Source organism: Demequina zhanjiangensis, from assembly GCF_030418315.1.
GTDB classification, from domain to species: domain Bacteria; phylum Actinomycetota; class Actinomycetes; order Actinomycetales; family Demequinaceae; genus Demequina; species Demequina zhanjiangensis.
This window is the reverse complement of record NZ_JAUHPV010000002.1, coordinates 42,499-65,621: the sequence shown is the minus strand read 5'-3', so window position 1 is coordinate 65,621 and position 23,123 is coordinate 42,499. Positions and strand designations below refer to the sequence as shown.

The following is a 23,123-nucleotide window of genomic DNA, read 5'->3' as shown; positions in this document are numbered from 1 at the left end:
AAGCGGGGTGGTCGGATCAGGGCTGCGGCGTGCCCCACCTGATCGGCTCGGCGCCCTGCTGCGCCAGCAGCTCGTTGACGCGGGAGAACGGGCGGGAGCCGAAGAAGCCGCGCGACGCGCTCAGAGGGCTGGGATGCGCCGACTGCACCCTCGCCGTCGTACCCAGGAGCGAGCCCGCCGCCTGAGCGTCGCGGCCCCACAGGATCGCGACGAGCGGGCCGCCGCGGGCCGCGAGTGCGCGCAGGGCCTTCTCCGTCACCTCCTCCCAGCCCTTGCCCCGGTGGGAGCCGGGGAGGCCGGGCCTGACGGTGAGGACCCTGTTGAGGAGCATGACGCCCTGGCCCTGCCAGTGGCTCAGGTCGCCCCCGATGAGCTCCTCGCCCGTGTCGTCCTTGAGCTCGGCGGCGATGTTGCGCAGGCTGCGCGGCTGCGGATGGCCTGGAGGCACCGAGAACGACAGCCCGACCGCGTCGCCAGGCGTGGGGTACGGGTCCTGGCCGACCACGACGACGCGAACGTCGGCGAGCGGGGTCTCGAACGCGCGCAGGATCGTCCCGGAGGCAGGGAGGTAGCCGTGGCCGAGCGCCATCTCCTCCCGCAGGAAGCCGCCCAGGCGGGTGAGCGTCGGCTCCACATCCTCAAGCACGTCGACCCAGTCGGGGGCCACTTGATCGCGCCACATCGTCGGCATGAGGCCAGGCTAGCGGCGCGCGCACCGCACGGTGAATGACATCGACGTGGTTCGCGGATAGCCTGGACCTCGATGAAGGAGGCCGATGTGAGCGGTTCAGCAGTGCGCCTGGAGCGCGAGGAGAGGCCCTCGTCGGGTCTGTCCGACCGCGACATCGCCATCCTCGACTTCGAGCGTCAGTGGTGGAGGTACGCAGGAGCGAAGGAGGACGCCGTCCGCGAGCTGTTCTCCTTCTCCGGTACCGAGTACTACCAGGTCCTCAACGCACTGATCGACGATGAGCGCGCGCTCGCGCACGATCCCATGCTCGTGAAGCGCCTCCGCCGCATGCGTGCCGCCCGCCAGCGCGGCCGCGGCCGCGCCGCCGGTCTGTGAAGTTTCGGTAGCATCGGCGCGTGGCACAGTACGAGCAGGATGAGTTCGACGTCCTCGCCCGCGAGGCGGGCCCCGTCGGCGTGCACCGCGCGCCCCGTCCCTGGTGGACGCGCCTCCTGCTGCCCCTCGCGGTCTTCCTGATCGCAGGTGGCGTCGCCTACGGCTGGGTCGCGTACACCTGGAACCAGGACATCGCGAACCCCGAGACGAGCTTCACGCCCACCGAGGAGCCGACCGAGACGGCCGAGCCCAGCCCCACGGCGACCGCGAGCGAGTCCGCGTCCCCCTCGGCCAGCCCCACGCCCACTGTCTCGGAGACCCCCGAGCCGGTGATCGTGTACGACGCTGAGGTCTTCGTGCGCAATGGCGCCGGCATCGCAGGCATCGCCGGTGCGCAGCAGGAGATCCTCGAGGCCGACGGCTTCACGGCCGTCACCGCGAACAACATCAACGCCTCGCTGATCCCCAACGGCGAGAACACCGTCGTCTACGAGGACCCCGAGCTCGCCGACACGGCCGCGCACATCGCCGAGCTGCTCGGCATCGACGCGGTGCTCGAGCAGCGTCCCCCGGGCGGGAACCAGATCGAGGTCCTGCTCGCGTCCGACCCGGCCGCGTAGCCACCCGTCGCGCCCCGCGCGCCCCCGCGGCACGTTCACCGTCGCGCCATTTGCACTCGCAGGGGGAGAGTGCCAGAATCGGCGTTAGCACTCGCACCTGCTGAGTGCTAACTAGACCTCGGCTTCCGGTCGAGGCGCGACCCTCGCAGTGACCTGAACTGTGCGGAGAGCGCCGTCCGTCGCGGGCGATGCGGGAGCCACCACCCATCGGAAGAGGAACATCACTCATGGCAAAGATCATTGCCTTCGATGAGGAGGCCCGCCGCGGCATGGAGCGGGGCATGAACGCCCTCGCCGACGCCGTCAAGGTCACCCTCGGCCCCAAGGGCCGCAACGTCGTGCTCGAGAAGAAGTGGGGCGCGCCGACCATCACCAACGACGGTGTCTCCATCGCCAAGGAGATCGAGCTCGAGGAGCCCTTCGAGAAGATCGGCGCCGAGCTCGTCAAGGAGGTCGCCAAGAAGACCGACGACGTCGCCGGTGACGGCACCACCACCGCGACCGTCCTCGCGCAGGCGCTCGTGACCCAGGGTCTCCGCAACGTCGCCGCAGGCGCCAACCCGATCGCCCTCAAGAAGGGCATCGAGAAGGCCGTCGAGGCTGTGACCGCCGAGCTGCTCAAGGCGGCCAAGGAGGTCGAGACCAAGGACCAGATCGCCGCGACCGCAGGCATCTCCGCCGGCGACCCCACCATCGGCGAGCTCATCGCCGAGGCGATGGACAAGGTCGGCAAGGAGGGCGTCATCACGGTCGAGGAGTCGAACGCTCTCGGCCTCGAGCTCGAGCTCACCGAGGGTATGCGCTTCGACAAGGGCTTCCTCTCGGCGTACTTCGTCACCGACCCCGAGCGCCAGGAGGCCATCCTGGAGGACGCCTACGTCCTGCTCGTCGAGTCCAAGATCAACAACGTCAAGGACCTCGTCCCCGTCCTCGAGAAGGTCATGCAGACCGGCAAGCCGCTGCTGATCGTCGCGGAGGACGTCGAGTCCGAGGCGCTCGCGACCCTGGTCGTCAACAAGATCCGCGGCACCTTCAAGGCCGTCGCCGTCAAGGCTCCCGGCTTCGGCGACCGCCGCAAGGCGATGCTGCAGGACATGGCGATCCTCACCGGCGGAACCGTCATCTCCGAGTCGGTGGGCCTGTCGCTCGACGGCGCCGACCTGACCACGCTCGGCCAGGCGCGCAAGGTCGTCGTCACCAAGGACGAGACCACGATCGTCGAGGGCGCTGGCGCCGAGGAGCAGATCGAGGGCCGCGTGCGCCAGATCCGCGCCGAGATCGAAAACTCCGACTCGGACTACGACCGCGAGAAGCTCCAGGAGCGCCTCGCCAAGCTCGCAGGCGGCGTCGCCGTCATCAAGGCGGGCGCGGCCACCGAGGTCGAGCTCAAGGAGCGCAAGCACCGCATCGAGGACGCCGTCCGCAACGCGAAGGCTGCCGTCGAGGAGGGCATCGTCGCCGGTGGTGGCGTGGCCCTCATCCAGGCGGGCAACCTCGCCTTCGCCGACCTCTCGCTCGAGGGCGACGAGGCCACCGGTGCGTCGATCGTCGCCGCGGCCGTCTCGGCCCCGCTGCGTCAGATCGCCGTCAACGCCGGCCTCGAGGGCGGCGTCGTCGTGGAGAAGGTCAAGGACCTCCCGATCGGCCACGGCCTCAACGCCGCGACCGGCGTCTACGAGGACCTGCTCGCCGCGGGCGTCAACGACCCGGTCAAGGTGACCCGCTCGGCGCTCCAGAACGCCGCGTCGATCGCCGGCCTGTTCCTCACGACCGAGGCGGTCGTGGCGGACAAGCCCGAGCCCGAGCCGGCGATGCCGGCCGGTGGCGCGCCTGACATGGGAGGCATGGGCTTCTAAGCCCAGCGTCGCATCGCGACAGCTCACGCGAAGGCCCCTGGGGAGACCCGGGGGCCTTCGTCGTGCTCGGAGGGCGCGGAGGTGCTCACCACCTCCGTGGCCGCCCGACACTCCGAACCAATGTGGAGCCGACACGCCGGGCGACGCGCCGCATCGCAGCCCGACACGCTGGCGTGTCGCCGCTCGGATTGGTTCACAGTGTCCGAACCCGCTTGGTGTCGGAACGCGTCTGGCCGTGGCGAGGGGGTGCGGCGAGGGGGTGCGGCGAGGGGGTATGGAGGTGAGGAGGTGCGCCGACGGCATGCGGCTGCCGGGACGGCTCGGGCCGGCGGACGGCTGGGGTTCTGGATGGAGCCGGCGCGGGGACGACGCGTCAGTCGCGGCCGAAGCGCTCGGCGTTCGTGACGCGCAGGCCAGACGCGCGCAGCCGCAGGACCAGGTCGCGCGTGGACACGAGCGTCGCCCCAAGGTCCAGGAGCTGCTGCTGCCGGGCGATCGGGTAGTCGTAGTGGTCGAGGTCGAAGCCTCGCTCCGGGATGCCTGCGCGGCGCGCGAAGTCATGCAGCTCGTCCAGTGACGAGTCCGAGACAAGGTGGCCCCACACTGTGCCGTGGTTGGGCCACAGCGGTGGATCGATGAGCACGGCCATGCCTCGAGAGTAGGCGCACCGCGGTCACCTGCGGGTTCACTGCTGGAGGCCGTTAGACTGGTGCCCGCGTCGCGACCGCGGCGTCCATGAGATCAGCGAGGTAGATGTGCCCACCGGGAAAGTGAAGTGGTTCGACTCCGACAAGGGGTTCGGCTTCATCGCGAGCGAGGACGGCAGCGAGGTGTTCCTGCACGCGTCCGCCCTCCCTGCGGGCACGACCAGCCCGAAGCCGGGCACCAAGGTCGAGTTCTCGATCGCCGACGGCCGACGCGGCCCCTCGGCCCTCGCCGTGACCATCCAGGAGCCCGTCGGCTCGGTGGCGCAGAACATGCGCAAGAAGCCCGAGGAGATGACGGTGATCGTCGAGGACCTCATCAAGATGCTCGACGGCGTCTCCAACTCGCTGCGCCGAGGCCGCTACCCGGAGGGCGCCAAGGGCGCCCAGGTGGCTGCCGTGCTGCGTGCCGTCGCGGAGCAGCTGGACGCCTGATGGCTGTCGACGCAGTCCTGGCCGCAGCCGTCGACCTCGCTCGCGAGGCCGCCATCGAGGCGGCCCAGGATGCCGCCGCCGTCGGCGAGCACCTCTCCGCGAACGACGAGGGCGACAAGCTCGTCACCCACCTGTTCTCCTGCACCCTGCCCGGATACCGGGGCTGGGTGTGGTCGGTGACCCTGTCGCGCACTCCGCGGCTCAAGACTGCGAACATCTGCGAAGCCCATCTGGTGCCCGCGGACGACGCGCTCCTCGCGCCGTCGTGGATCCCGTGGGCGGACAGGGTCCAGCCCGGAGACCTCGAGCCGTCGATGGTGCTGCCGCGCATCGACGAGGACTCGCGGCTCATGCACGGGTACGAGGAGACCGGCGATGCCGACGCCGACGAGCTGGCGATCTGGGAGTTCGGACTCGGCCGGGAGCGCGTGCTCGCGCCCCGCGGTCGGAGCGACGCCGCGGAGCGTTGGTCTCGCGGATCGCACGGACCGACCGCGCCTTCCGCTGTCGCCTCCACTGCGCCGTGCTCCACCTGCGCCTTCTTCATCCCGCTCACGGGCTCCCTGCGCACGGCTTTCGGCGCATGTGCGAACGAGTGGTCCCCGTCGGACGGCTCGGTCGTCGCGGTCGACCACGGCTGCGGCGCCCACTCGCAGACCGATGTCGAGCGCCAGGGCACGCAGTGGCCCGCCAACGACCCGGTGTACGTGGACAACTCGCACGAGCCGTTCGATCTGGTGACGCCTGAGCCCGAGCCGGAGCCGGAGCCCGAGCCCGCGGCTGAGCCCGTGGCTGAGACTGAGCCAGTGGTTGACGCTGAGCCTGCAGCCACGTCCGAGGGTGAGCCTGCGGCTGACGCCGAGCCCGAGCCCGCGGCAGAGCCTGCGGCTGACGCTGAGCCTGCGGTTGACGCTGAGCCTGCGGTCGACGCTGAGCCTGTCTCGGAAGCCGTGCCCGCGTCCGACGAGCCGACCGAAGAAACCCCGGAGGACTCGACCGATGCCGAGGCCCCCGCAGCTGACGCTGCTGAGGCCGACAACGCGGTTGACGCGGCGGAGGAGCCGGACCGGGTGACGGCGGAGCCCGCCGATCCTGCAGGGCCTGCCGACGAGGTCGAGCCCGTACCGGAGCGACCTGCCGACGAGGAGAACGCCGCTGGCTAGCGCCGGCGTCTCCCCAGAACCCTCAGCGCGCGCGACGCTCGTCCGGGCGCTCGTCGCATCCACCTACCTCCCGACGTTCCTCGCGGAGATCGGCGTCGGAGCGATCCTTCCGCTGCTGACCCTCTCGCTCCTCGACTTCGGGAGCCCTGCGACCGTCGCCTCGCTGGGCGTCGGTCTGTACTCTCTCGGCCGCCTGATCGCCTCCCCCTTCGTGGGTGCGCTCGTGGAGCGGCTCGGCTCGACCCGCGCGTCGATGGCGGCGCTCGGTCTGCTCGGTGTCGGCGCGCTCGCGTGCGCGGCCGCTCCGGGCGTCCTGCCGTTCCTGGCGGGCGCCGTCGTGTTCGGCGCGGGCCACGCGGCGGTGCACGTGTCCCGCCAGGCGCAGGTGGACGACCTTGTGGCCGACCATCAGCGTGCGCGTGCGCTCACGACCTTGGCGGGGCTGTGGCGCGTCGCCAACTTCGTGGGACCGCTGCTCGGTGCGGCGGTGATCGTGGCGGTCGGGCTGTCGTGGACGTATGTGATGTCGGCCGGGTTCATCGCTGCCGGGATGGTGGCGCTCCGGCTCGCACCTGCGTGGAGGCGCCGCCACTACCGTCACGCTCCCGAGCATCGGGTGGGTCTCGCGGAGGTGGTGCGCCATACCGCGCCGACGCTGCGCACCTTGGGCATCGCCGTCGTCCTGACCGGCGCACTGAGGCAGCTCCGCAACGTCGTGATCCCGCTGTGGGGAGCCCACCTCGGGTTGGACGATCACACGATCTCCGTCATCTTCAGCATCTCCGCGGCCGTGGACATGGTGCTGTTCGTGCCTGCCGGCTATGTGATGGACAGGTGGGGGAGGAAGTGGACGGCGGTGCCGTCCTCGCTGCTGCTCGCTGCCGGCACCGTGATGCTGCTGGGCACCTCCGACGCGCTCGGCCTGGCGATCGCGGGAATGGTGCTGGGCCTCGGGAACGGGTGGGGTTCCGGAGTGCTGATGACGCTCGCGGGAGATGTGGCTCCGGCGCGCGGGCGGGCGATGTTCATCGGGCTGTGGATGGCGTTGCAGGATGCGGGCGGGCTGCTCGGGCCGGTGCTGCTGTCGGTGGGCACGGCGATCGCGTTCCCGCTGGGATTCGGTGCCGCGGGCGTCGTCGGTGTGGCCACCGCGGGCGCGATGATGCGGTGGATCCCGCCGTGGAGGCTACGGGAGACGCCCGCCGCCGGCCCGTCGGCCTGATCGAAGCCTCGCCCGGCGGCTCACATCCGTCCGCACACGCGACGAGGGCCCGAGCGGTTGCCCGGGCCCTCGTGGAAAGCGGAGTGTCAGCCGAAGTTCTCGGTGGAGTACACGGCGGTGCCGTCGGCGGTCTTCGCGACGCCGGCGCCCATCACGGAGTAGCCGGGGTACATGATGTTGGTGCAGTGGCCGTACGAGCGCATCCAGGCCTTGTGGATGATGGTGAGGCCGGATCCGACGCTGATGCCGCCGCTGTTGTACGTGTAGCCCACGTTCTCCTGGCCGCGGCCGGAGTGCGCGAGGTTCCCCGTCTTGGCCATGTTCTCGGACCAGCTCTGGGCGGCCGAGGAGAGCGAGCCTGACCAGCCGAGCGAGCGCAGGCCAAGGCGGGCGCGCTCCTTGTTCGCGGCGGTGAGGAGCGACTTCGCGCTCGATCCGGCCGAGTAGGGCGAGGACGGGTTCGCGCAGTACTGGGTGTACGACACGGAGGGGGTCGAGGACTTGGACGAGCCCGACGAACCGGACGAGGAGCCAGTCGACCGCGAGGTGCCGGAGGAGGTCGTCGAGCGACCGCTTGACGAGTAGACGGGGACCACGGGCTCGGGCTCGGGCGACTTGCTGATCTCGACCTTCGGCACGGAGGCCGCGATGTCAGCGTCCTCGACGGATCCGTCGGCCTTGACCTCGGAGGTCGCGACGGTGGTGGGCGTCGCCTCGTTCTGCACCGTCGCGGCGGTGGAGTCCTCGGGCAGCCAGGCCGCGGCGGCGCTGACGGAGGTGCCGACGATCGCGAGCGGCAGGATGCCTGCCAGCGCCGCCCAGTACCAGCGGCGGCGCGGTTCGCGCCGGACCTTCACCTCTGACTGTTCCATGATCTCCTCGCACGCCATGAGCCTGTCGGGATGCGAGGGCTGGGCCGGGCCGTCGGACGGGGCGTCGACGGCTCTTCGCATCACTTACAACAGCGATGCTAGGAATGCGTGGAGGGGCCTTGGAAGGACTTGTGAAAAAGGTCTCAGAGGGGTGAAACCGGGCATAGCTCGTGCCGAGCAGGGTTCATGTACCAGGTGTGACGTATGTCACACCGCCAGCGGTGGTGTGAACGCCGATTCAGGCGCGGATGCCGCCGTGGGTCAGTCGACGAGCCGCTCCAGCACCCAGTCGATGGACGCGGTCAGGCGCGACACATCCTCGGGATCCACCGCAGGGAACATGCCCACACGGATCTGGTTGCGACCGAGCTTGCGGTACGGGTCCACGTCCACGACGCCGTTGGCGCGCAGCACCGCGCGCAGCTGAGCCGAGTCGACGGAGGCGTCCAGATCGATGGTCCCGACGACGGGAGAGCGGTGCGGGGCGGAGCCGACGAAGGGCCGTGCGAGCTCTGAGCGCTCCGCCCACGTGTAGAGGCGCGAGGCCGAGTCGGCCGTCCGCGATGCCGCGAACGCCATGCCGCCGTTCGACATGAGCCACTCGAGCTGCGCGCGCATCATCACGAGCGTGGCGATCGCGGGCGTGTTGAGCGTCTGGTTCTGGCGCGAGTTCGCCACCGCGTCCTGGAGCGACAGGATCGAGGGGATGTACCGGTCGGACGCGGCGATCCGCTCCACCCGCTCGATCGCTGCGGGCGACATGAGCGCGAACCACAGGCCCCCGTCGGACGCGAAGTTCTTCTGGGGGGCGAAGTAGTAGACGTCGGTCTGGCTCACGTCCAGCTCCGTGCCGCCGGCTGCCGAGGTGCCGTCGACGACCATGAGCGCGCCGTCCGCGCCGCGGAGGCGCGTGACCGGGGCGATCGCGCCGGTGGAGGTCTCGTTGTGCGGCCACGCGTAGACGTCGATGCCCTCCTCGAGCTCCGGGGTGGCGATCGAGCCGGCGTCGGCCTGCAGGATGCTCGAGGCGTCGAGGTGAGGCGCGCCGAGCGTCGCGGCTGCGAACTTGGAGCCGAACTCGCCGTGGACGCTGTGCTGGGCGCGGCGCTGCACGAGCGCGTAGGCGGCGGCGTCCCACAGCAGCGTGGAGCCGCCGTTGCCGAGGACCACCTCGTATCCGTCGGGGAGGGAGAAGAAGGAGGCGAGCATCTGGCGGATGTCGCCCACAAGGTTCTTGACCGGCGCCTGGCGGTGCGAGGTGCCGAGAAGCATGGACTCTGCGGCCTTGAGCGCCTCGATCTGGAAGCCCGAGACCTTCGAGGGGCCGGAGCCGAAGCGCCCGTCGCGGGGCAGCAGGTCTGAGGGGATCGTCAGCGAGTCGGACATGCCGACAGCCTAGTGCTCGCGGGGGCCTTCCAGGACTGGCCTCCGGTCATGACAAGATGGGGCGGTGCACGCCCTGACCCCTGTGCTTCAGCCCTACGACTGGGGCGACGCTCACACCATCCCGTCGATGCTCGGCATGCCCTCCTCCACTGCGCCCGTCGCGGAGGCCTGGTGGGGTGCGCACCCCGTCTACCCAGCGACGATCGACGGGGGAGAGCAGGGCCTCGACGCACTGATCGCAGACGACCCGATGGGGGCGCTCGGCCCCGAGATCGCCGAGAAGCACGGGCACTGCCTCCCGTACCTCTTGAAGATCCTTGCGATCAAGAAGCCGCTGTCGCTCCAGGTCCACCCGAGCCGTGAGCACGCCGTCGCCGGCTACGAGCGCGAGAACGGGCTCGGCATCCCCGTGATGGACCCGCAGCGCACGTTCCGCGACGACAACCACAAGCCCGAGATGGTGGTGGCGCTCACGCCCACCGTCGTGCTCACCGGGTTCCGGCCCGTCGAGGATCTGCGGGCTGATCTCGCGCTCCTGGACGCCGATGGTGCACGGGTGCTGGAGGGTGTGCTCGACGACGCGGATGACGATGAGGACGCGATCTCCGAGTATGTCGACGCATGCCTGCGCGGCATCCAGCCGATGCCCGTCCTCGTCTCGCTCAAGGCGGCCGTCGCGGCCGGGCGGGGCTCGGACGCGATGCACACCGCCGCGGACGCGCTGGATGCGCACCCTGGCGATCCCGGCGTGCTCGTGGCGCTCGCGATGAACGTCGTGAGGCTCGAGCCCGGCGAGGCGTCGTTCACCGGCGACGGCATCGTGCACTCCTATCAGAGCGGCGTCGCGCTCGAGATCATGGCGAACTCGGACAACGTCGTGCGCGCGGGCCTGACGCCCAAGCACATCGATCTGGGCCAGCTCCTGTTCCTCGCGCAGACCCGTCCCACCGCGCCGCAGGTGCCCACCATCGAGGTCGACGGCCCCGTCACCAAGTTCACGACGGCGGCGGACGAGTTCGCGCTGGCGCTGCTGCGCCGAGGGGCGTTCGCGTCCCAGCCGGGCCCGCGGATCGTCCTCGCGCTCGAAGGGACGACCACCGTCGTCGCGGGCGGCAGGGTGGCGATCCTCGCGGCAGGCGAGTCCGTGTTCATCGGCTACTCGGAGGGTCCCGCAGCCGTGGAGACCGCGGGACTGGCGGCGATCGCGACCATTCCGCGCGGCTGAACGCCTCCCGAGAACCGGCACCGAGGGCCTCCCCATGGCGGGATGACACCCACTACGCTGGCCGTATGTCGCTCACGGTTTCTGTCTTCGGCACCGGCTATCTCGGTGCGACGCACGCCGCAGGGATGGCCGAGCTGGGCCACACGGTCATCGGCATCGACGTCGACGAGGCGAAGATCGCGCGCCTGTCGCGGGGTGAGGTGCCGTTCTTCGAGCCGGGCCTGCCCGAGCTGATCCGCAAGCATGTGGACTCCGGCCGCCTCCGGTTCACGACCGACGCGTCGGTCGCTGCGGCGGAGGCCGACGTCCACTTCATCGGTGTGGGCACGCCCCAGCGCAAGGGCGAGAACGCGGCGGACATGCGATTCGTCGACGCGGTGATCGAGACGCTCGCGCCGCAGCTGACGCGGCCGTCCGTGATCCTGGGCAAGTCCACGGTGCCTGTCGGCACCGCTGCGCGCCTCGCGGCGCGCGTCCGCGAGCTCGCGCCCGTCGGCGCCGACGCCGAGCTCGCGTGGAACCCCGAGTTCCTTCGTGAGGGCTTCGCGGTGGAGGACACGCTCCGCCCCGACAGGCTCGTGCTGGGCGTCGACAAGGCCTCGGCTGGACGCGCCGAGGCGATGGCACGCGAGGTCTACGCGCAGGTGCTCGACCGCGGAACGCCGTTCCTGGTGACGGATCTTGCGACCGCGGAGCTGGTGAAGGTCTCGGCCAACGCGTTCCTTGCGACCAAGATCTCGTTCATCAACGCGATCGCGGAGATCTGCGAGGTGACGGGCGCGGATGTGAAGGAGCTCGCGGACGCGATCGGCTACGACGAGCGCATCGGCCGCAAGTTCCTGGGCGCGGGCCTGGGATTCGGCGGAGGCTGCCTCCCGAAGGACATCAGGGCGTTCCAGGCGCGTGCAGGCGAGCTGGGCGTGGGTCACTCGCTCAACTTCCTCCGCGAGGTGGACGAGGTGAACCTGCGTCGTCGCGAGCACGTCGTGGGCCTTGCTGCCAAGTGCGTGGGGGGTGTCCTGCACGGTGCGAAGGTCGCCGTGCTCGGGGCTGCCTTCAAGCCCAACAGCGACGACGTGCGCGACTCCCCGGCGCTCGACGCCGCGGGCAAGCTCTATCTCGCGGGCGCGGACGTGCGGGTGTACGACCCGGAGGCTGCGGACAACGCCCGTGCGGTGTCGCCGAAGCTGACCTACTCCTCCTCCTTGGAGGAGGCGTGCGCCGGCGCGGAGGTGATCCTCGTCGCGACCGAGTGGAACGAGTTCAAGCAGATGGATCCTGAGGTCGTGGCAGGCATGGTCGCGGCACGCAAGGTGATCGACGGGCGCAACTGCCTCGATCCGCAGCGATGGATCGACGCCGGCTGGGAGTACCACGGCATGGGGCGGTTCGCGTGAGCGACCTGATCGACACGACGGAGATGTATCTCCGGACGATCTACGAGCTCGTGGAGGACGGCGTCGTCCCCATGCGTGCGCGGATCGTCGAGCAGCTCGGGCACTCGGGCCCCACCGTGTCGCAGACGGTCGCGAGGATGGAGCGTGACGGACTCGTCGTCGTCTCGGACGACCGCCACCTCGAGCTGACGCCTGAGGGTGAGCAGATCGCGATGCGCGTGATGCGCAAGCACCGACTAGCCGAGCGGCTCCTCACGGATGTGCTCGGGCTGGATCTGGCGCATGCGCATGATGAGGCCTGCAGGTGGGAGCACGTGATGAGCGAGCGCGTGGAGAAGCGGGTGCTCGCGCTCGTGGAGGACGCACGGATGTCGCCGTACGGCAACCCGGTGCCCGGGCTCGAGGAGCTCGGCGTGTCGGGCGCCGACACGCCGGGGGGTATCTCACTTCTCGATGCGGCTGCTCAGAATGTGTCCCGAGTCACAGTGATCCGCATCGGCGAGAACCCCCAGGCGCACCCGGACGTGCTCGAGCCGATGCTCGAGGCTGGGGTCATAGCAGGGGCTTCGCTCGGAGTGAGGCGTGAGGGTGAGGACGTCGTGCTGGTCGGCGAGGCGGGCGAGGTCCACCTCTCGAACGTTGTGGCGCGGCACGTCTTCGTGACCATTTCGTGACCTGGAACGTGCAAATCCGCGTGCGGGCAGTTACTGTGGACTCAGTTAATGAATCGCATCGTGGATGTGAGAGACCCCCACCAAGAGGGAACGCACGGCATCGGTCGGACGTTGGGGTCGTGTCGCCGACGCGCCGCATGGTGCGGAAGGAATCAAGAATTTGAGGTACGGATACCAGCGTGCTCGCACGCGTGCCATCGCGATCTCCGCGGGTGGTGCGCTTGTGGTCGCTCCCCTCACGGGTGTAGCCGCGATGGCACTCGTGACGCCTGAGGAGGACGCCCCGGCAACCCCCGACGCTTCCGTCGTCGCCGAGGTCAACGCCAACCTTGCACAGGACATCGCTGACGCTTCGAACGTGGTCGTGGCTGCGGATGACGCGGAGTTCGACTTCGCCGAGCCGGAGATCGAGGTCTCCGAGGACCCGGAGCCCGTCGTGGTCGCGCCTCGCCGCACGACGTCGACGAACACCGGCACGTCCAGCTCGGGTTCGAGCTCGGGCTCTGCGACCAAGGTCGCCCAGTCGAGCGCGGTCAAGGCAGCGATCTCCGGATCCGCCGTCATCGCCGAGGCATCGAAGTACGTGGGCGTGCCCTACGTCTCCGGCGGATCGTCGCCCTCCGGCTTCGACTGCTCGGGCTTCGTCTCCTACGTCTACGGCAAGCTCGGCGTCTCGCTGCCGCGCACCTCGGGCGCCTACTACAACGTCGGCACCCGGGTCTCCAGCCCGCAGCCGGGCGACATCATCGTCAGCCCCGGACACCTGGGCATCTACGCCGGACCGAACCTGCAGATCGACGCGCCCCGCCCGGGCAAGACGATCCAGTTCCGCTCGATCTGGCAGAGCAACCCGGTGTACGTCCGCGTCACCGGCTGAGCTCCGCAACGCTTCACGAAGGCCGCTCCCCGACGGGGAGCGGCCTTCGTCGTTCCCGGGTCTGCGACGGTGCGGCGAGCACGACAGGTGTCACGCTCTCAGCGTTGATACGGTGGCGATATGAGAACTGCGATGGCGCAACGAATCGGCAGGCACATCTCCGCGATCGGCCTCGGCTGCTGGCAGCTGGGCGGGGACTGGGGGGACACGGACGAGCAGCGCTCCCAGGACATCCTCCACGCGGCGGCCGACGCGGGTACGACCTTCTTCGACACCGCGGACGGATACGGCGACGGCCGTTCCGAGCAGTCGATCGGACAGTTCCTCAAGGACCGGGACGACTCTGACAGCTTCTTCGTCGCCACGAAGATGGGGCGCCGCCTTCCTGAGCAGACGCCGGAGGGCTACAACCTCGACAACTATCGCCGGTGGACCGACCGCTCACGCGAGAACCTCGGCGTCGACACCCTCGACCTCGTGCAGCTCCACTGCCCGCCCTCCGCCGTCTTCCACGACCCGCAGACCTTCGAGGACCTGCGCACCCTCAAGCAGGAGGGGCGCATCGCCGACTTCGGCGTCTCCGTCGAGCTCGTGGAGGACGCGCTTCACGTGATCGGTGAGGACGACCTCGCCTCGGTGCAGATCATCTTCAACATCTTCCGCCGCAAGCCCGCCGAGCACTTCCTGCGGGAGGCGACAGAGAAGGGCGTCGCCGTCATCTCGCGTGTGCCGCTCGCGTCGGGCCTCCTCTCAGGCAAGTACGACGAGCACACCACCTTCGCGGCGAACGACCACAGGAACTACAACCGCGACGGCTCCGCCTTCGACGTGGGCGAGACGTTCGCGGGTGTGCCCTTCCCGATCGGGGTCGAGGCAGCCCGCAAGGTCGCAGAGCTCACGCCCGAGGGCTGGACCACGGCGCAGCTCGCGCTGCGCTGGGTGGAGCAGATGGGCTCCACCACGGTCATCCCCGGAGCGCGCACGCCCGAGCAGGCGCGTCAGAACGCGGCGGTCGGGGACCTGCCGACGATCCCCGACGAGACGATGGCGGCACTCGCGAAGATCTACAACGAGGACATCAGGGAGCACGTCCACTCGCGCTGGTGACGTGGGCGGCGCCGCGCGTTCGGTACCCTTGTCATCTACCCCGCGCCTGTAGCTCAGGGGATAGAGCACCGCTCTCCTAAAGCGGGTGTCGACAGTTCGAATCTGTCCAGGCGCACCACGAGTCGCTGCGCATCGCGGATGCGGAGCTGTCTCCACCGTCGGCGCTGATTCGAGACCAGGCCGCCGCCGCGCCTACGGACCTCCTGGTGGTCGCGTGTCCTGGGGCACGACCAGCACAGGTGTCCGCGCGAACTCGAGCACGTGGAGCGTGTGCGACCCGATCGCGGGGATGACGTGCCCTGGCCGCTCCATGCGGCCCACCACGATCATGTCGGCACCGCAATCGGTCGCCTCGGCCAGGATCTCCGCGGCGATCCGGCCGCGCCTCAGCACCACGGACGCCTCGACCTCGTGCGAGGCACCCAGGCGGAGCACATGGGTGAGCGCCGCGGAGCAGGCCTGCTCGCGTCCGCGCAGCAGCGCCTCCTCCACGTCCGGGTCCGGGCCCGCCCCGTCGGGCTCCACCACCGCGACCGCTCGCAGCGCGGACCCCGCCCGCGCGGCCAGGTCCGCCGCGACGTCGGCCGCGCGCAGCGAGGCGTCGGAATCGTTGACGGCGACCAGCACAGGTCCATTCATCTCGGCGCTCCCTCCCTGCCCCGCACAGGCCGCGGACGTTGCGCGTCGACCGCCCATCTCACGCGAAGGTTCTCCTCGCGTTCCAGCTCGTCCAGCGCGCGCTCGATCGTGGTGAGCCGGTCCTCGAGCTGCGGGATCCACCGATGCTCGATCGCGCGGCGCCGCGTACGGGTCGCCGCGAGCTCGGCCGCGATGGTCGCGGCCGCCCGCCGGACGGTGGCGTAGGCGGCGGCGGCCTCCACGGCGGCGCCGACGGCGGCGACAGCGTAGGAGAGCGACGAGCTCCCTCCCGCGCGTCGCGCGCGCGGGAGGTCCACGGTCGCCTCGCCTGGGAACTGCACGCCCATGACGCTGTCCACGCCGACCCGGACCTTGGCGGGCGTGGGCGGCGACGTGGCCGCGATGGTCGGCCAGCCGTCGGCCGCTGCCGCACGATCAGCCCACGCATGCGCCTCGGTGGCCGCGCGCTCCCATGGGTCCGTTCGCTCGTCCTGGCGCAGCAGCAGCCGCTCATGCTCGGTCGCGATGATGCGCTGCTTGCGTTCCAGCAGCTCCACGCCGTGCCGCGCGGTGGACAGCTGGCGCTGCACTCGCAGGCGCGCGGCGCGTCCGACATCAGCCATCGCGCACCCCCGCGTCCTCGCCAGGGAGCCGCCTCGCGATCATCTCGGGCGAGACCATGGTCAGCTCCTGACGCGGCAGCACGCCGAGCGCCGCCCACGCCCGGTCCAGCGTGTCGTCGAGGGTTCGCGTCTCACCCTGTCCCTGATGGAGGAGCCGCTGCTCGACGGTGTCCCGATACGTGAGGTAGGCGCGGTCGGTCTCTCCCAGGGCCGAGGCGCCGACGAGCTCGGCGAGAGCCGCCGACTGGCGGGCGTGCGCGAGCGCGGCGAGCACCTGCGCGGAGACGTCCAGGTGGTCGTCCCTCGTGTGGTCCTTCCCGGCGCCGAGCCGCATGAGGCGCGACAAGGAGCTGAGCGTGTCCACGGGCGGGTAGACGCCGCGCGAGGCGATCTCCGGGGAGAGGACCACCTGGCCTTCGGTGATGTACCCGGTGAGGTCGGGCACGGGATGGGTGATGTCGCCCGCCGGCATGGTGAGCACCGGGACGACGGTGACGGAGCCGTCGCGGCCACGTACGCGTCCGCAACGCTCGTAGAGGCCTGCGAGGTCGCTGTAGAGGTAGCCGGGGTAGCCGCGTCGGGCGGGGATCTCGCGGCGCGCGGCGGAGACCTCTCGGACGGCCTCCGCGTAGCTGGTCATGTCGGACATGATCACCAGCACGTCGGCTCCCTGCTCGAAGGCGAGGTGCTCGGCGACGGTGAGGGCGAGCCGGGGCGTGAGGATGCGCTCGATGGCGGGGTCGTCGGCGGCGTTGAGCAGGAGGACGAGCTCGCCTGAGGCGGTGCGGGCCTCGAGCCGGTCGCGCACGTAGGCGATGTCCGCGTGCGGCAGGCCCATGGCCGCGAACACGACCATGAAGCTCGATCCTGCGCTCGTCGCCTGCGCCGCGATCTGGGTGGCGAGCGCCAGGTGGGGGAGCCCCGCCACCGAGAAGATCGGCAGCTTCTGCCCGCGCACGAGCGTGGTGAGGGCGTCGATCACCGAGACGCCGGTGAGGACGGGCTCGTGGGGGGGCTCGCGTTCGACGGGGTTGAGCGGCCAGCCTGCGACCGGGGCCAGCCTGTCGCCGGTGATCGGAGGGCCGCCGTCCAGCGGGGCGCCGCGCCCGTTGCAGACTCTGCCGAGCCAGCCCGTGCCCACCTCGATGTGCAGCGGCCGCCCGTCGAACCTGACGTCGATCGCCCCCGAGGTGAGCCCCTCGGTGCCTTCGAACACCTGCACCGTCGCCTGGTCGGAGTCGACATCGAGCACCAGCCCGTGCCGCAGCCCGTCCGGGGTCTCCACCTCCACGGACTCGTCCCACCCGACGCCCTCGACGCCACCGACGGTCAGGAGCGGGCCTCGGATGGCGCGGATGTCCCGATGCGAGACTCGGGCGCCGGGAAGGGCGCTCGCGTGCGGCTCGCGGTCGCGCAGCTCGCTCATGGGAGCCTCCCGAGCTCGTCCAGCGCCTGCTCGCGGATCGTCGCGATCGTCGCCGAGTCGTCCCTGCCGGCCGCCTGAGCGGCGCGGATGACGGGCCCGAAGTCGAGGCGTTCGACCGCGGTGGCCGTCGCGCCGCGGTCGATGGCGGCGTGGCATGCGTCGATCACCTCGAGCACCGTGTCCAGCAGCGCCGCCCCCTTCTCGTCGGAGCAGGTGGCGTCGTGCGGGTGGAGCGCGTTCTGGGCGAGCACCGCCTCGCGCAGCAGCCGTCCTCCGAGCACCACCATGCGCTCGCGGCTCGGGAGGGAGTTGACGCCGATCACCTCGGCGAGCGAGGCGAGCCTGTCCGCCTCCGCGAGCACTTCGAGGGCGGTGGCTCGCCTGACCGACCATTCCGGGTCCCCGCGGACCGTCTGCCAGCGGGCGAGGCCCGCGGTGTCGCGCGCGAAGGATCCTGACCACTGCACGGCCGGATAGTGGCGCGCGTAGGCGAGGTCGCGGTCGAGCATCCACATGGCTCGGACGAACCGCTGGGTGATGGTCGTGACCGGCTCGGACATGTCGCCCCCCGGAGGGGAGACGGCGCCGATCACGGTGACTGACGCGTCCTGGCCCCCGAGCGTCGTGACGCGTCCCGCGCGCTCGTAGAAGGCCGCCAGCTGGGACGAGAGGTCGGCGGGGAAGCCTTCCTCCGCCGGCAGGTCGCCCCGGCGGTTCGCGAACTCGCGCAGCGCCTCCGCCCATCGTGACGTCGAGTCGGCGATGACCACCGCGTCGTGCCCCATGTCCCTGTAGAACTCGGCGATGCTGATCCCCGTGTAGATGCTCAGCTCGCGCGCCATCATCGGCATGTTCGACGTGTTGGCGACCACGACGGTCCGGTCCACGAGCCGCCCGCCCGTGCGCTCGTCGGCGAGCTGCGCGAAGTCGTCGAGCACGTCGGCCATCTCGTTGCCGCGCTCGCCGCAGCCGACGTACACGATCACGTCCGCGTCGCACCACTTGGCGATCTGCTGCAGCAGCATCGTCTTGCCTGTCCCGAAGCCTCCCGAGACGGCCGCGGCCGCGCCTCGCGCCACAGGGAAGAAGAGATCCAGCACCCGCTGGCCGGTGTGGAGCGGCACCGGATCGGACAGGCGCTCCCGGAAGGGCCGGGGACGACGGATGGGCCAGTGGTCGGACAGATGCACGTCCGTGCCGGCGACGGTGGCCACCCTGTCGAGCGCGCCCGTCTCGCCCGCCTCGGCGATCCACTCGACACGTCCGTGCGTGCCGGCAGGCACCATGACCCGATGCTCGACCGCGCCGGAGTCGGGGACGACGCCGAGCACGTCACCCTCGGACACCTCGTCCCCCGTGACCACTCTCGGCTCGAAGTGCCATCGACGAGCGTCAGCGCCCTCCGCGGTGTGGAGCGGGCGGTCGGGGCTCAGCCACACGGGTGCCGAGGTCAGCGGGCGCATGAGGCCGTCGAAGGCGCTGCCCAGCAGGCCGGGGCCGAACAGTCCGGTCAACGGCCGACCACTGGGGGCAGCGTGCTCGCCCGCGCGGATCCCGCCCGTGTACTCGTACGCCTGCAGGGTGGCGCGCCCTCCCTGGACGGCGACGACCTCCGCGCTGATCCTGTCGGGTCCCACGTGGAGGATCTCTCCCATCGCCACGTCGGGCACGCCGTCGGCCTCGAGCAGCGGGCCCGTCACGCGCACGGTCCTGGCCTGCCCGGATGCGGTGGCGTCCGTCATGTCGTCCACAGCTCGGCCACCTCCCCGCTCATCGACTCGAGGGTCGCCCTCGCGAGGCTCGGCAGGGACAGATCGACGCGCCTCGCGCCGAGGGACGCGACGACGCCCCCGTCGGGATGCTCCTCGATCGTCGCCTCCGGGCCGAGCAGGGTGCCTACCTCGCCGCGCAGCGCGTCCATGAGACGGGGGTACTCCTGCCCGGTCCGCAGCTCCACCGCCAGCGCGAGCACGCGTGCCTCAAGGTCCCTGCGCAGCGACTCCCGCGCCGCGAGCTGCAGCTCGTGCGCGCGCCGCCTCTCCCGCGCGGACCGCTGTGCCGCATCCGCCTGCGCCGCCGTCCTCCCCGCCTCCACGGCCCGGTCCGCGATCGCGGATGCCTGGCGCTCCGCGTCGGCGATCATCTCGGCGGCCCGACGCTCCGCCTCGCCTGCGGTGGCTCGCGCTGCCGCCGCCGCACGGTCGTGGATCGCTGCCCGCAGGGGAGCGGCGGCAGCACTGGAGCCGGACGGCAGCGACCTCATGACGGAAGCACCGCCGTCAGCGGCGCGTCGACCGCATCGATCTCGTCGCCCAGCACCTGGCCTGCGTGAGGGGTGAGGATGACGAGCGCCACCCCCTCGTCAAGGCTCTCCCACGCGGCGCGCACCTCGGCGGCGCCCTCGACAGCGCGCACCTGTACGCCTGCAAGCGCGAACGCGCCGACGAGTCGACGCTCGCCCAGTGCGACGACCGCGCCTTCCGAGAGCAGGTTCGCCGTCATGCGTTGCCGATCAGGATGATCGCGATGATGAGGCCGTAGATAGCGATGCCCTCGGCGAGGCCCACCACGACCATCGCGCGACCGAACATCTCGGGCCGCTCGCTCATCGCCGCCAGGGCCGCAGAGCCCGTGTACGCGACGGCGATCGCCGCGCCGAGCGACGATCCGGCGACGGCGATGGCGGCGGCGATGAGCGCGGACCCGTTGGCTGCGCTCGTGGTCGCCTCCGCGGTGGCGGTCGCGACGGGCGCTGCGCTCGCGGCGGTGCCGGACAAGAGCACCATCGCGGCTCCTGCGAGCACGGCGATGTTCGCGGTGACGACGGCGATCACGCCGGATCTGCGTCGGCGCTTGAGGAGCAGGGTCGCGCCAAGGGCGACACCGGCGAGGACGGGAAGGGTGAGGAGCCAGACGGTCATGGGTCAGTCCTTTCGGTGCGGCGCGGACGGGGCAGGTGCGGGGACGAGGGGCGGTGTGGGTGACGGGGCATCGTCGGCGCGGCCGTCCGCGTCGACGTCCCGCTCCGGCGGCAGGGGCGGCTGCCACGGCTGGAAGGCACGGCCCTCTCCCACGAACACGCGGGAGAAGAGCTCGTAGTACTCGAGGCGCAGTGCCTGGATCCCGGCCACGAGCGCCTCGAGTCCGAAGGTGATGACGTTGCCGACCAAGAAGATGAGCACCGCGGCGGCCGCGCCCCAGCCCGGCGCCCAGAGCGAGGTGGTGCCCTCCCAGATGACGGCGAGCAGCGCGGCGTGGGTGAGCCCGAACGCGGCGAGCCGGGCGAACGAGATGATGTTGGAGCCCAGCCGGCTGACGCTGTCGACGGACTCGATCCCTGCCTGCAGGAACGCGGTCGCGCCGCCCCCTTCGGAGGACACGATCCCCACGAAGATGAGCACGACGGAGGTGAGCGCGAGCACCGAGCCGACCACCACCAGCGCGAGGACGCTCGAGATCAGGCCCCACGCGAGCAGCCCGAGCGCAAGGAACAGCCCCGACCCTGCGAGGCCCGCACGCGAGTACAGCGCATACGCCCAGCCGCCCTCCCGCACTCTGTTCACGGTGCCTGTCGCGTACGAGCCGGCGAGCAGCACCGCACCGAACGCGATCGCCGCGAGCAGCAGCGGGACCGGGTCCTCCATCGGGTTGAGCCACAGCACCGGCACGAGCCCCGTCGGGCCGAACGCCTCGCCGTACAGCGCTCCGAACGCCATGGCGGCCACGCCTGCGAGGGTGACGAACAGCCATGTCCTGCGGAACCGGGCGAGTCCCTTGATCCAGCCCCAGCGCATCGAGAGCCCGATCAGCGCGAGGAGGGCGCCGTGTCCCACGTCGCCGAACATCATCCCGAACATGACGATGTAGGCGGCCGCCGCCATCTTCGCGGGGTCCACATCCGCATAGGGGACGACGCCGTAGGTGTCCACCAGAGTGCGCGAGGTCCCGGACGCGCCGTGCGCGATCAGGGTCGGCGGCTGCTCGCCGAGCGGCGTCTTGAGAGGCACGAGCGCCCCGCCGAGCTCCGCCAACGTCTCCGCGAGCGGCCCGTGCGCGGGTCGCGGCATCCAGCCCACCCAGCCGACGAGCCGGTCGTGGCGCACGCCCGCGGCGACGGCACGCCTGAACTCGTCGCTCTCGCCGCTGCCGGCGGCGTGGAGATCCAGCTCGACGACGCCTGCCCGCGCCACCGCTTCAAGCGCGCGCTCACGGTCCTCGTCGAGCACGACGATCGCGACCCGCTCCATGCTGACGGGGCCTCCATGCTCACGATGCGGCATCGAGCACCTCCTTCGCGCCCTGCCCCGACTCGACGGCGGCGATCGCCGCCTGGATCCGCCAGGCGTCGACCGTGAGGAGTGCGAGCCCCGCGACGAGCGACTCTGGGCGCGGGGTGCCGGTGCGCAGGAGCGACGACGCCTCGTCGTCCATGAGGGCGTAGAGGTGGGACTCCGCCGACCACAGGCCCGAGGCGTCGTCCGTACCCGCCAGGGCCGCGCGGACGCGGCTCGGAAGCGACGCGGCGAAGGCGGGGAGATCGGTCGTGGACTCCCAGGCGGTCCCGAGCAGAGGGCGAAGACGCCGTCGCAGCGTCGGAGCCAGGTCCAGCCCGTCGACGAACCTCGCTCGGGCGGTGAGGATCGCCGCGCGCCGTGCGGCCCACGCCTGCGCACCGGGAGCGGCGGCGGCGTAGCGTCCCAGCCAGGTCGCGGTGAGGATGTCAGCAAGCTGGTCCTGCTCGTCGGCGGGGACCTCGCCCCACGGAGTCCTCGCGAGCAGCGCGAGGAGCGAGTCGGCGTTCGACGCATGGCGGAGCGTGGACCAGGACGTCTCAAGCGCTCCGAGCTCGAACGGCCGCTCCGCGGGCCCACCTTGGAGCTCGCGCATGCGCATGAGGATGTTGTCCCGCTCGAACTCGGCCGCGGCGCCGCGCAGGATCCCCGTGCCGTTCGCCGGCGCCCAGCCTGCGAGCACCCTCAACTGCCACAGGAGCGTCTCGCGCACCGAGCGCTGGAGCGCCGTGGCGGTCGTCTCGGGGCCGAGCCGGGCGCCATAGCTCCACCGGGAGAGGAGATCTGCGGCGTCGTCCAGCGAGTCCGACTGTGCGAGGCGCGCCGCTCCGGCGCGACCGGCGCGCCCCGCGGCAAGGGCTCTGACGCGGACGGTGGCGGCGACCCACGAGATGCTCATGGCAGCGCCTTGAGGGTGTCGACGAGCCTGTCGACCACGGCCCTCGCGGCCGCGTCGATCTGGGGAGAGCGCGCGTGCAGCTCGTCCCGGGAGCGGCGGCGAGCGTCGTCGACCAGTGCGGCGTCGCGTTTCGCCGCCTCGGTGAGCACGTGTGCGGCGGCCTCGGCCTCACGTGCGGGCGCCTCGCGGCGCGCCTGGGCGAGCAGGGAGGCGGCGCGCTGCCTGGCGTCGTCGAGCTGTGCGGCAGCGCGCATGTCAGCGGTGTCCAGGGTGTGGCGGGCTGCTTCGAGGTCGGGGTCCAGCAACGCGAAGACCGGTGCGAGCTCGAGGGCGGGGCCAGTGCGGTCGGCGACGTGCTCGGCAGACTCGGCCGCTCCTCCTGGTGCGGACACCGGGCGGAATCGGTCGACGATCTGCTGCCAGCGCATCTCTCTTCCTCGAGCCTGCGGGGACTCGGGTGGGCGTGCCGCCCGATCTCCTTCGAATCTACTCTCGGGAGCGGTGCGCCGCAGGGTACGTCGTCGCGTCGTCGTGCCTGGATGGTGAGGGAGTGGCTGGCCGCTGAAAGGCTCGCCGGGCGCTCCTGCGCCCTGGCATCGCACGAGTGCCGGTCCTGACCCGAATCTCGGCACTCATGCGAT

Annotated in this window: 25 protein-coding genes and 1 tRNA gene; 12 read left to right on the top strand and 14 right to left on the bottom strand. The window is 71.0% G+C overall.

Annotated elements, in window-relative coordinates; translation table 11 throughout:
• Nucleotides 1-16: 16 nt before the first annotated feature.
• On the bottom strand, nucleotides 17-691 hold the full coding sequence (locus QQX04_RS02985; RefSeq protein ID WP_301126156.1) for a uracil-DNA glycosylase: 675 nt from the start codon (nucleotides 689-691) through the stop codon (nucleotides 17-19).
• 87 nt (nucleotides 692-778) lie between these two features.
• On the opposite strand from QQX04_RS02985, the gene QQX04_RS02980 reads away from it, so the two are divergent.
• The 3 genes from QQX04_RS02980 to groL all read left to right on the top strand — a co-directional run bounded on the left by QQX04_RS02980 (nucleotide 779) and on the right by groL (nucleotide 3,542).
• A complete protein-coding gene (locus QQX04_RS02980; protein WP_301126150.1) occupies nucleotides 779-1,066 on the top strand; it encodes a DUF3263 domain-containing protein in 288 nt (95 codons plus the stop codon).
• A gap of 20 nt (nucleotides 1,067-1,086) precedes the next feature.
• Entirely contained in the window at nucleotides 1,087-1,686 is a 600-nt protein-coding gene (locus QQX04_RS02975) for a LytR C-terminal domain-containing protein (protein ID WP_301126145.1), read from the top strand.
• 227 nt (nucleotides 1,687-1,913) lie between these two features.
• Nucleotides 1,914-3,542, top strand: coding sequence for a chaperonin GroEL (gene groL, locus QQX04_RS02970; RefSeq protein WP_301126143.1), 1,629 nt, complete (start codon nucleotides 1,914-1,916; stop codon nucleotides 3,540-3,542).
• A gap of 373 nt (nucleotides 3,543-3,915) precedes the next feature.
• On the opposite strand, the gene QQX04_RS02965 is transcribed toward groL, so the two are convergent.
• Nucleotides 3,916-4,191 carry a DUF4031 domain-containing protein gene (locus QQX04_RS02965; RefSeq protein ID WP_301126142.1) on the bottom strand — a complete coding sequence of 92 codons (276 nt, stop codon included), beginning with the start codon at nucleotides 4,189-4,191 and terminating at the stop codon, nucleotides 3,916-3,918.
• A gap of 106 nt (nucleotides 4,192-4,297) precedes the next feature.
• Here QQX04_RS02965 and QQX04_RS02960 point away from each other — a divergent pair, with 106 nt between their 5' ends.
• The 3 genes from QQX04_RS02960 to QQX04_RS02950 are packed head-to-tail and all read left to right on the top strand — an operon-like array spanning nucleotide 4,298 to nucleotide 7,066.
• Nucleotides 4,298-4,681, top strand: coding sequence for a cold-shock protein (locus QQX04_RS02960; protein ID WP_301126141.1), 384 nt, complete (start codon nucleotides 4,298-4,300; stop codon nucleotides 4,679-4,681).
• Nucleotides 4,681-5,844, top strand: a complete 1,164-nt coding sequence (locus QQX04_RS02955) for a DUF3027 domain-containing protein (RefSeq protein ID WP_301126139.1) — start codon at nucleotides 4,681-4,683, stop codon at nucleotides 5,842-5,844. Before QQX04_RS02960 ends, QQX04_RS02955 begins: the two co-directional genes overlap by 1 nt.
• Entirely contained in the window at nucleotides 5,771-7,066 is a 1,296-nt protein-coding gene (locus tag QQX04_RS02950) for an MFS transporter (protein ID WP_367312938.1), read from the top strand. Before QQX04_RS02955 ends, QQX04_RS02950 begins: the two co-directional genes overlap by 74 nt.
• 86 nt (nucleotides 7,067-7,152) lie before the next feature.
• Here the strand turns inward: QQX04_RS02950 and QQX04_RS02945 are convergent, their stop codons facing one another.
• Nucleotides 7,153-8,019 carry a CAP domain-containing protein gene (locus QQX04_RS02945; RefSeq protein ID WP_301126137.1) on the bottom strand — a complete coding sequence of 289 codons (867 nt, stop codon included), beginning with the start codon at nucleotides 8,017-8,019 and terminating at the stop codon, nucleotides 7,153-7,155.
• A gap of 180 nt (nucleotides 8,020-8,199) precedes the next feature.
• Nucleotides 8,200-9,324: a phosphoserine transaminase gene (gene serC / locus QQX04_RS02940; RefSeq protein WP_301126136.1), complete on the bottom strand. Its 1,125-nt coding sequence runs from the start codon at nucleotides 9,322-9,324 to the stop codon at nucleotides 8,200-8,202.
• Nucleotides 9,325-9,388: 64 nt separating this feature from the next.
• Between serC and manA the strand changes: the two genes are divergently transcribed.
• The 6 genes from manA to QQX04_RS02910 all read left to right on the top strand — a co-directional run bounded on the left by manA (nucleotide 9,389) and on the right by QQX04_RS02910 (nucleotide 14,722).
• On the top strand, nucleotides 9,389-10,549 hold the full coding sequence (gene manA / locus QQX04_RS02935) for a mannose-6-phosphate isomerase, class I (protein ID WP_301126132.1): 1,161 nt from the start codon (nucleotides 9,389-9,391) through the stop codon (nucleotides 10,547-10,549).
• 65 nt (nucleotides 10,550-10,614) lie between these two features.
• The gene (locus QQX04_RS02930) at nucleotides 10,615-11,946 is read left to right on the top strand and encodes a UDP-glucose dehydrogenase family protein (RefSeq protein ID WP_301126129.1); all 1,332 of its coding nucleotides are present in this window, start codon (nucleotides 10,615-10,617) and stop codon (nucleotides 11,944-11,946) included.
• Complete coding sequence (locus QQX04_RS02925) at nucleotides 11,943-12,620, top strand: metal-dependent transcriptional regulator (RefSeq protein ID WP_301126127.1); 678 nt, start codon at nucleotides 11,943-11,945, stop codon at nucleotides 12,618-12,620. Before QQX04_RS02930 ends, QQX04_RS02925 begins: the two co-directional genes overlap by 4 nt.
• A gap of 160 nt (nucleotides 12,621-12,780) precedes the next feature.
• A complete protein-coding gene (locus QQX04_RS02920; RefSeq protein ID WP_301126125.1) occupies nucleotides 12,781-13,497 on the top strand; it encodes a C40 family peptidase in 717 nt (238 codons plus the stop codon).
• A 120-nt stretch (nucleotides 13,498-13,617) separates the two neighbouring features.
• Nucleotides 13,618-14,604 (top strand): aldo/keto reductase, encoded by a 987-nt coding sequence (locus tag QQX04_RS02915; protein WP_301126124.1) that lies wholly within the window; start codon nucleotides 13,618-13,620, stop codon nucleotides 14,602-14,604.
• A gap of 42 nt (nucleotides 14,605-14,646) precedes the next feature.
• Nucleotides 14,647-14,722: transfer RNA gene (locus tag QQX04_RS02910), tRNA-Arg, on the top strand.
• Nucleotides 14,723-14,796: 74 nt separating this feature from the next.
• On the opposite strand, the gene QQX04_RS02905 is transcribed toward QQX04_RS02910, so the two are convergent.
• Genes QQX04_RS02905 through QQX04_RS02860 form a run of 10 tightly spaced genes read right to left on the bottom strand, consistent with a single transcriptional unit; the run spans nucleotide 14,797 to nucleotide 22,910 of the window.
• Nucleotides 14,797-15,243 carry a universal stress protein gene (locus QQX04_RS02905; RefSeq protein WP_301126122.1) on the bottom strand — a complete coding sequence of 149 codons (447 nt, stop codon included), beginning with the start codon at nucleotides 15,241-15,243 and terminating at the stop codon, nucleotides 14,797-14,799.
• Complete coding sequence (locus QQX04_RS02900; RefSeq protein ID WP_301126121.1) at nucleotides 15,240-15,866, bottom strand: V-type ATP synthase subunit D; 627 nt, start codon at nucleotides 15,864-15,866, stop codon at nucleotides 15,240-15,242. Before QQX04_RS02900 ends, QQX04_RS02905 begins: the two co-directional genes overlap by 4 nt.
• Nucleotides 15,859-17,292 (bottom strand): V-type ATP synthase subunit B, encoded by a 1,434-nt coding sequence (locus QQX04_RS02895; RefSeq protein ID WP_301126119.1) that lies wholly within the window; start codon nucleotides 17,290-17,292, stop codon nucleotides 15,859-15,861. The genes QQX04_RS02900 and QQX04_RS02895 overlap by 8 nt, the downstream gene beginning before the upstream one ends.
• The gene (locus QQX04_RS02890; protein ID WP_301126929.1) at nucleotides 17,289-19,034 is read right to left on the bottom strand and encodes a V-type ATP synthase subunit A; all 1,746 of its coding nucleotides are present in this window, start codon (nucleotides 19,032-19,034) and stop codon (nucleotides 17,289-17,291) included. Before QQX04_RS02890 ends, QQX04_RS02895 begins: the two co-directional genes overlap by 4 nt.
• A complete protein-coding gene (locus QQX04_RS02885; RefSeq protein WP_301126117.1) occupies nucleotides 19,031-19,555 on the bottom strand; it encodes a hypothetical protein in 525 nt (174 codons plus the stop codon). The genes QQX04_RS02890 and QQX04_RS02885 overlap by 4 nt, the downstream gene beginning before the upstream one ends.
• A complete protein-coding gene (locus QQX04_RS02880) occupies nucleotides 19,552-19,794 on the bottom strand; it encodes a V-type ATP synthase subunit F (RefSeq protein WP_301126116.1) in 243 nt (80 codons plus the stop codon). Before QQX04_RS02880 ends, QQX04_RS02885 begins: the two co-directional genes overlap by 4 nt.
• The gene (locus QQX04_RS02875; RefSeq protein ID WP_301126114.1) at nucleotides 19,791-20,213 is read right to left on the bottom strand and encodes an ATP synthase subunit C; all 423 of its coding nucleotides are present in this window, start codon (nucleotides 20,211-20,213) and stop codon (nucleotides 19,791-19,793) included. The genes QQX04_RS02880 and QQX04_RS02875 overlap by 4 nt, the downstream gene beginning before the upstream one ends.
• A gap of 3 nt (nucleotides 20,214-20,216) precedes the next feature.
• Nucleotides 20,217-21,572, bottom strand: coding sequence for a V-type ATPase 116kDa subunit family protein (locus tag QQX04_RS02870; protein ID WP_301126112.1), 1,356 nt, complete (start codon nucleotides 21,570-21,572; stop codon nucleotides 20,217-20,219).
• Complete coding sequence (locus QQX04_RS02865; RefSeq protein WP_301126110.1) at nucleotides 21,559-22,482, bottom strand: V-type ATPase subunit; 924 nt, start codon at nucleotides 22,480-22,482, stop codon at nucleotides 21,559-21,561. Before QQX04_RS02865 ends, QQX04_RS02870 begins: the two co-directional genes overlap by 14 nt.
• Nucleotides 22,479-22,910, bottom strand: a complete 432-nt coding sequence (locus tag QQX04_RS02860) for a hypothetical protein (protein ID WP_301126108.1) — start codon at nucleotides 22,908-22,910, stop codon at nucleotides 22,479-22,481. Before QQX04_RS02860 ends, QQX04_RS02865 begins: the two co-directional genes overlap by 4 nt.
• Between the last annotated feature and the right edge of the window lie 213 nt (nucleotides 22,911-23,123).

Coding starts and splice junctions, on each gene's coding strand:
- QQX04_RS02985 (WP_301126156.1), bottom strand. CDS start 691: ATGCCGACGATGTGGCGCGATCAAGTGGCCCCCGACTGGGTCGACGTG.
- groL (WP_301126143.1), top strand. CDS start 1,914: ATGGCAAAGATCATTGCCTTCGATGAGGAGGCCCGCCGCGGCATGGAG.
- QQX04_RS02965 (WP_301126142.1), bottom strand. CDS start 4,191: ATGGCCGTGCTCATCGATCCACCGCTGTGGCCCAACCACGGCACAGTG.
- QQX04_RS02955 (WP_301126139.1), top strand. CDS start 4,681: ATGGCTGTCGACGCAGTCCTGGCCGCAGCCGTCGACCTCGCTCGCGAG.
- QQX04_RS02945 (WP_301126137.1), bottom strand. CDS start 8,019: ATGCGAAGAGCCGTCGACGCCCCGTCCGACGGCCCGGCCCAGCCCTCG.
- serC (WP_301126136.1), bottom strand. CDS start 9,324: ATGTCCGACTCGCTGACGATCCCCTCAGACCTGCTGCCCCGCGACGGG.
- QQX04_RS02930 (WP_301126129.1), top strand. CDS start 10,615: ATGTCGCTCACGGTTTCTGTCTTCGGCACCGGCTATCTCGGTGCGACG.
- QQX04_RS02915 (WP_301126124.1), top strand. CDS start 13,618: ATGAGAACTGCGATGGCGCAACGAATCGGCAGGCACATCTCCGCGATC.
- QQX04_RS02905 (WP_301126122.1), bottom strand. CDS start 15,243: ATGAATGGACCTGTGCTGGTCGCCGTCAACGATTCCGACGCCTCGCTG.
- QQX04_RS02900 (WP_301126121.1), bottom strand. CDS start 15,866: ATGGCTGATGTCGGACGCGCCGCGCGCCTGCGAGTGCAGCGCCAGCTG.
- QQX04_RS02895 (WP_301126119.1), bottom strand. CDS start 17,292: ATGAGCGAGCTGCGCGACCGCGAGCCGCACGCGAGCGCCCTTCCCGGC.
- QQX04_RS02890 (WP_301126929.1), bottom strand. CDS start 19,034: ATGACGGACGCCACCGCATCCGGGCAGGCCAGGACCGTGCGCGTGACG.
- QQX04_RS02885 (WP_301126117.1), bottom strand. CDS start 19,555: ATGAGGTCGCTGCCGTCCGGCTCCAGTGCTGCCGCCGCTCCCCTGCGG.
- QQX04_RS02880 (WP_301126116.1), bottom strand. CDS start 19,794: ATGACGGCGAACCTGCTCTCGGAAGGCGCGGTCGTCGCACTGGGCGAG.
- QQX04_RS02875 (WP_301126114.1), bottom strand. CDS start 20,213: ATGACCGTCTGGCTCCTCACCCTTCCCGTCCTCGCCGGTGTCGCCCTT.
- QQX04_RS02870 (WP_301126112.1), bottom strand. CDS start 21,572: ATGCCGCATCGTGAGCATGGAGGCCCCGTCAGCATGGAGCGGGTCGCG.
- QQX04_RS02865 (WP_301126110.1), bottom strand. CDS start 22,482: ATGAGCATCTCGTGGGTCGCCGCCACCGTCCGCGTCAGAGCCCTTGCC.
- QQX04_RS02860 (WP_301126108.1), bottom strand. CDS start 22,910: ATGCGCTGGCAGCAGATCGTCGACCGATTCCGCCCGGTGTCCGCACCA.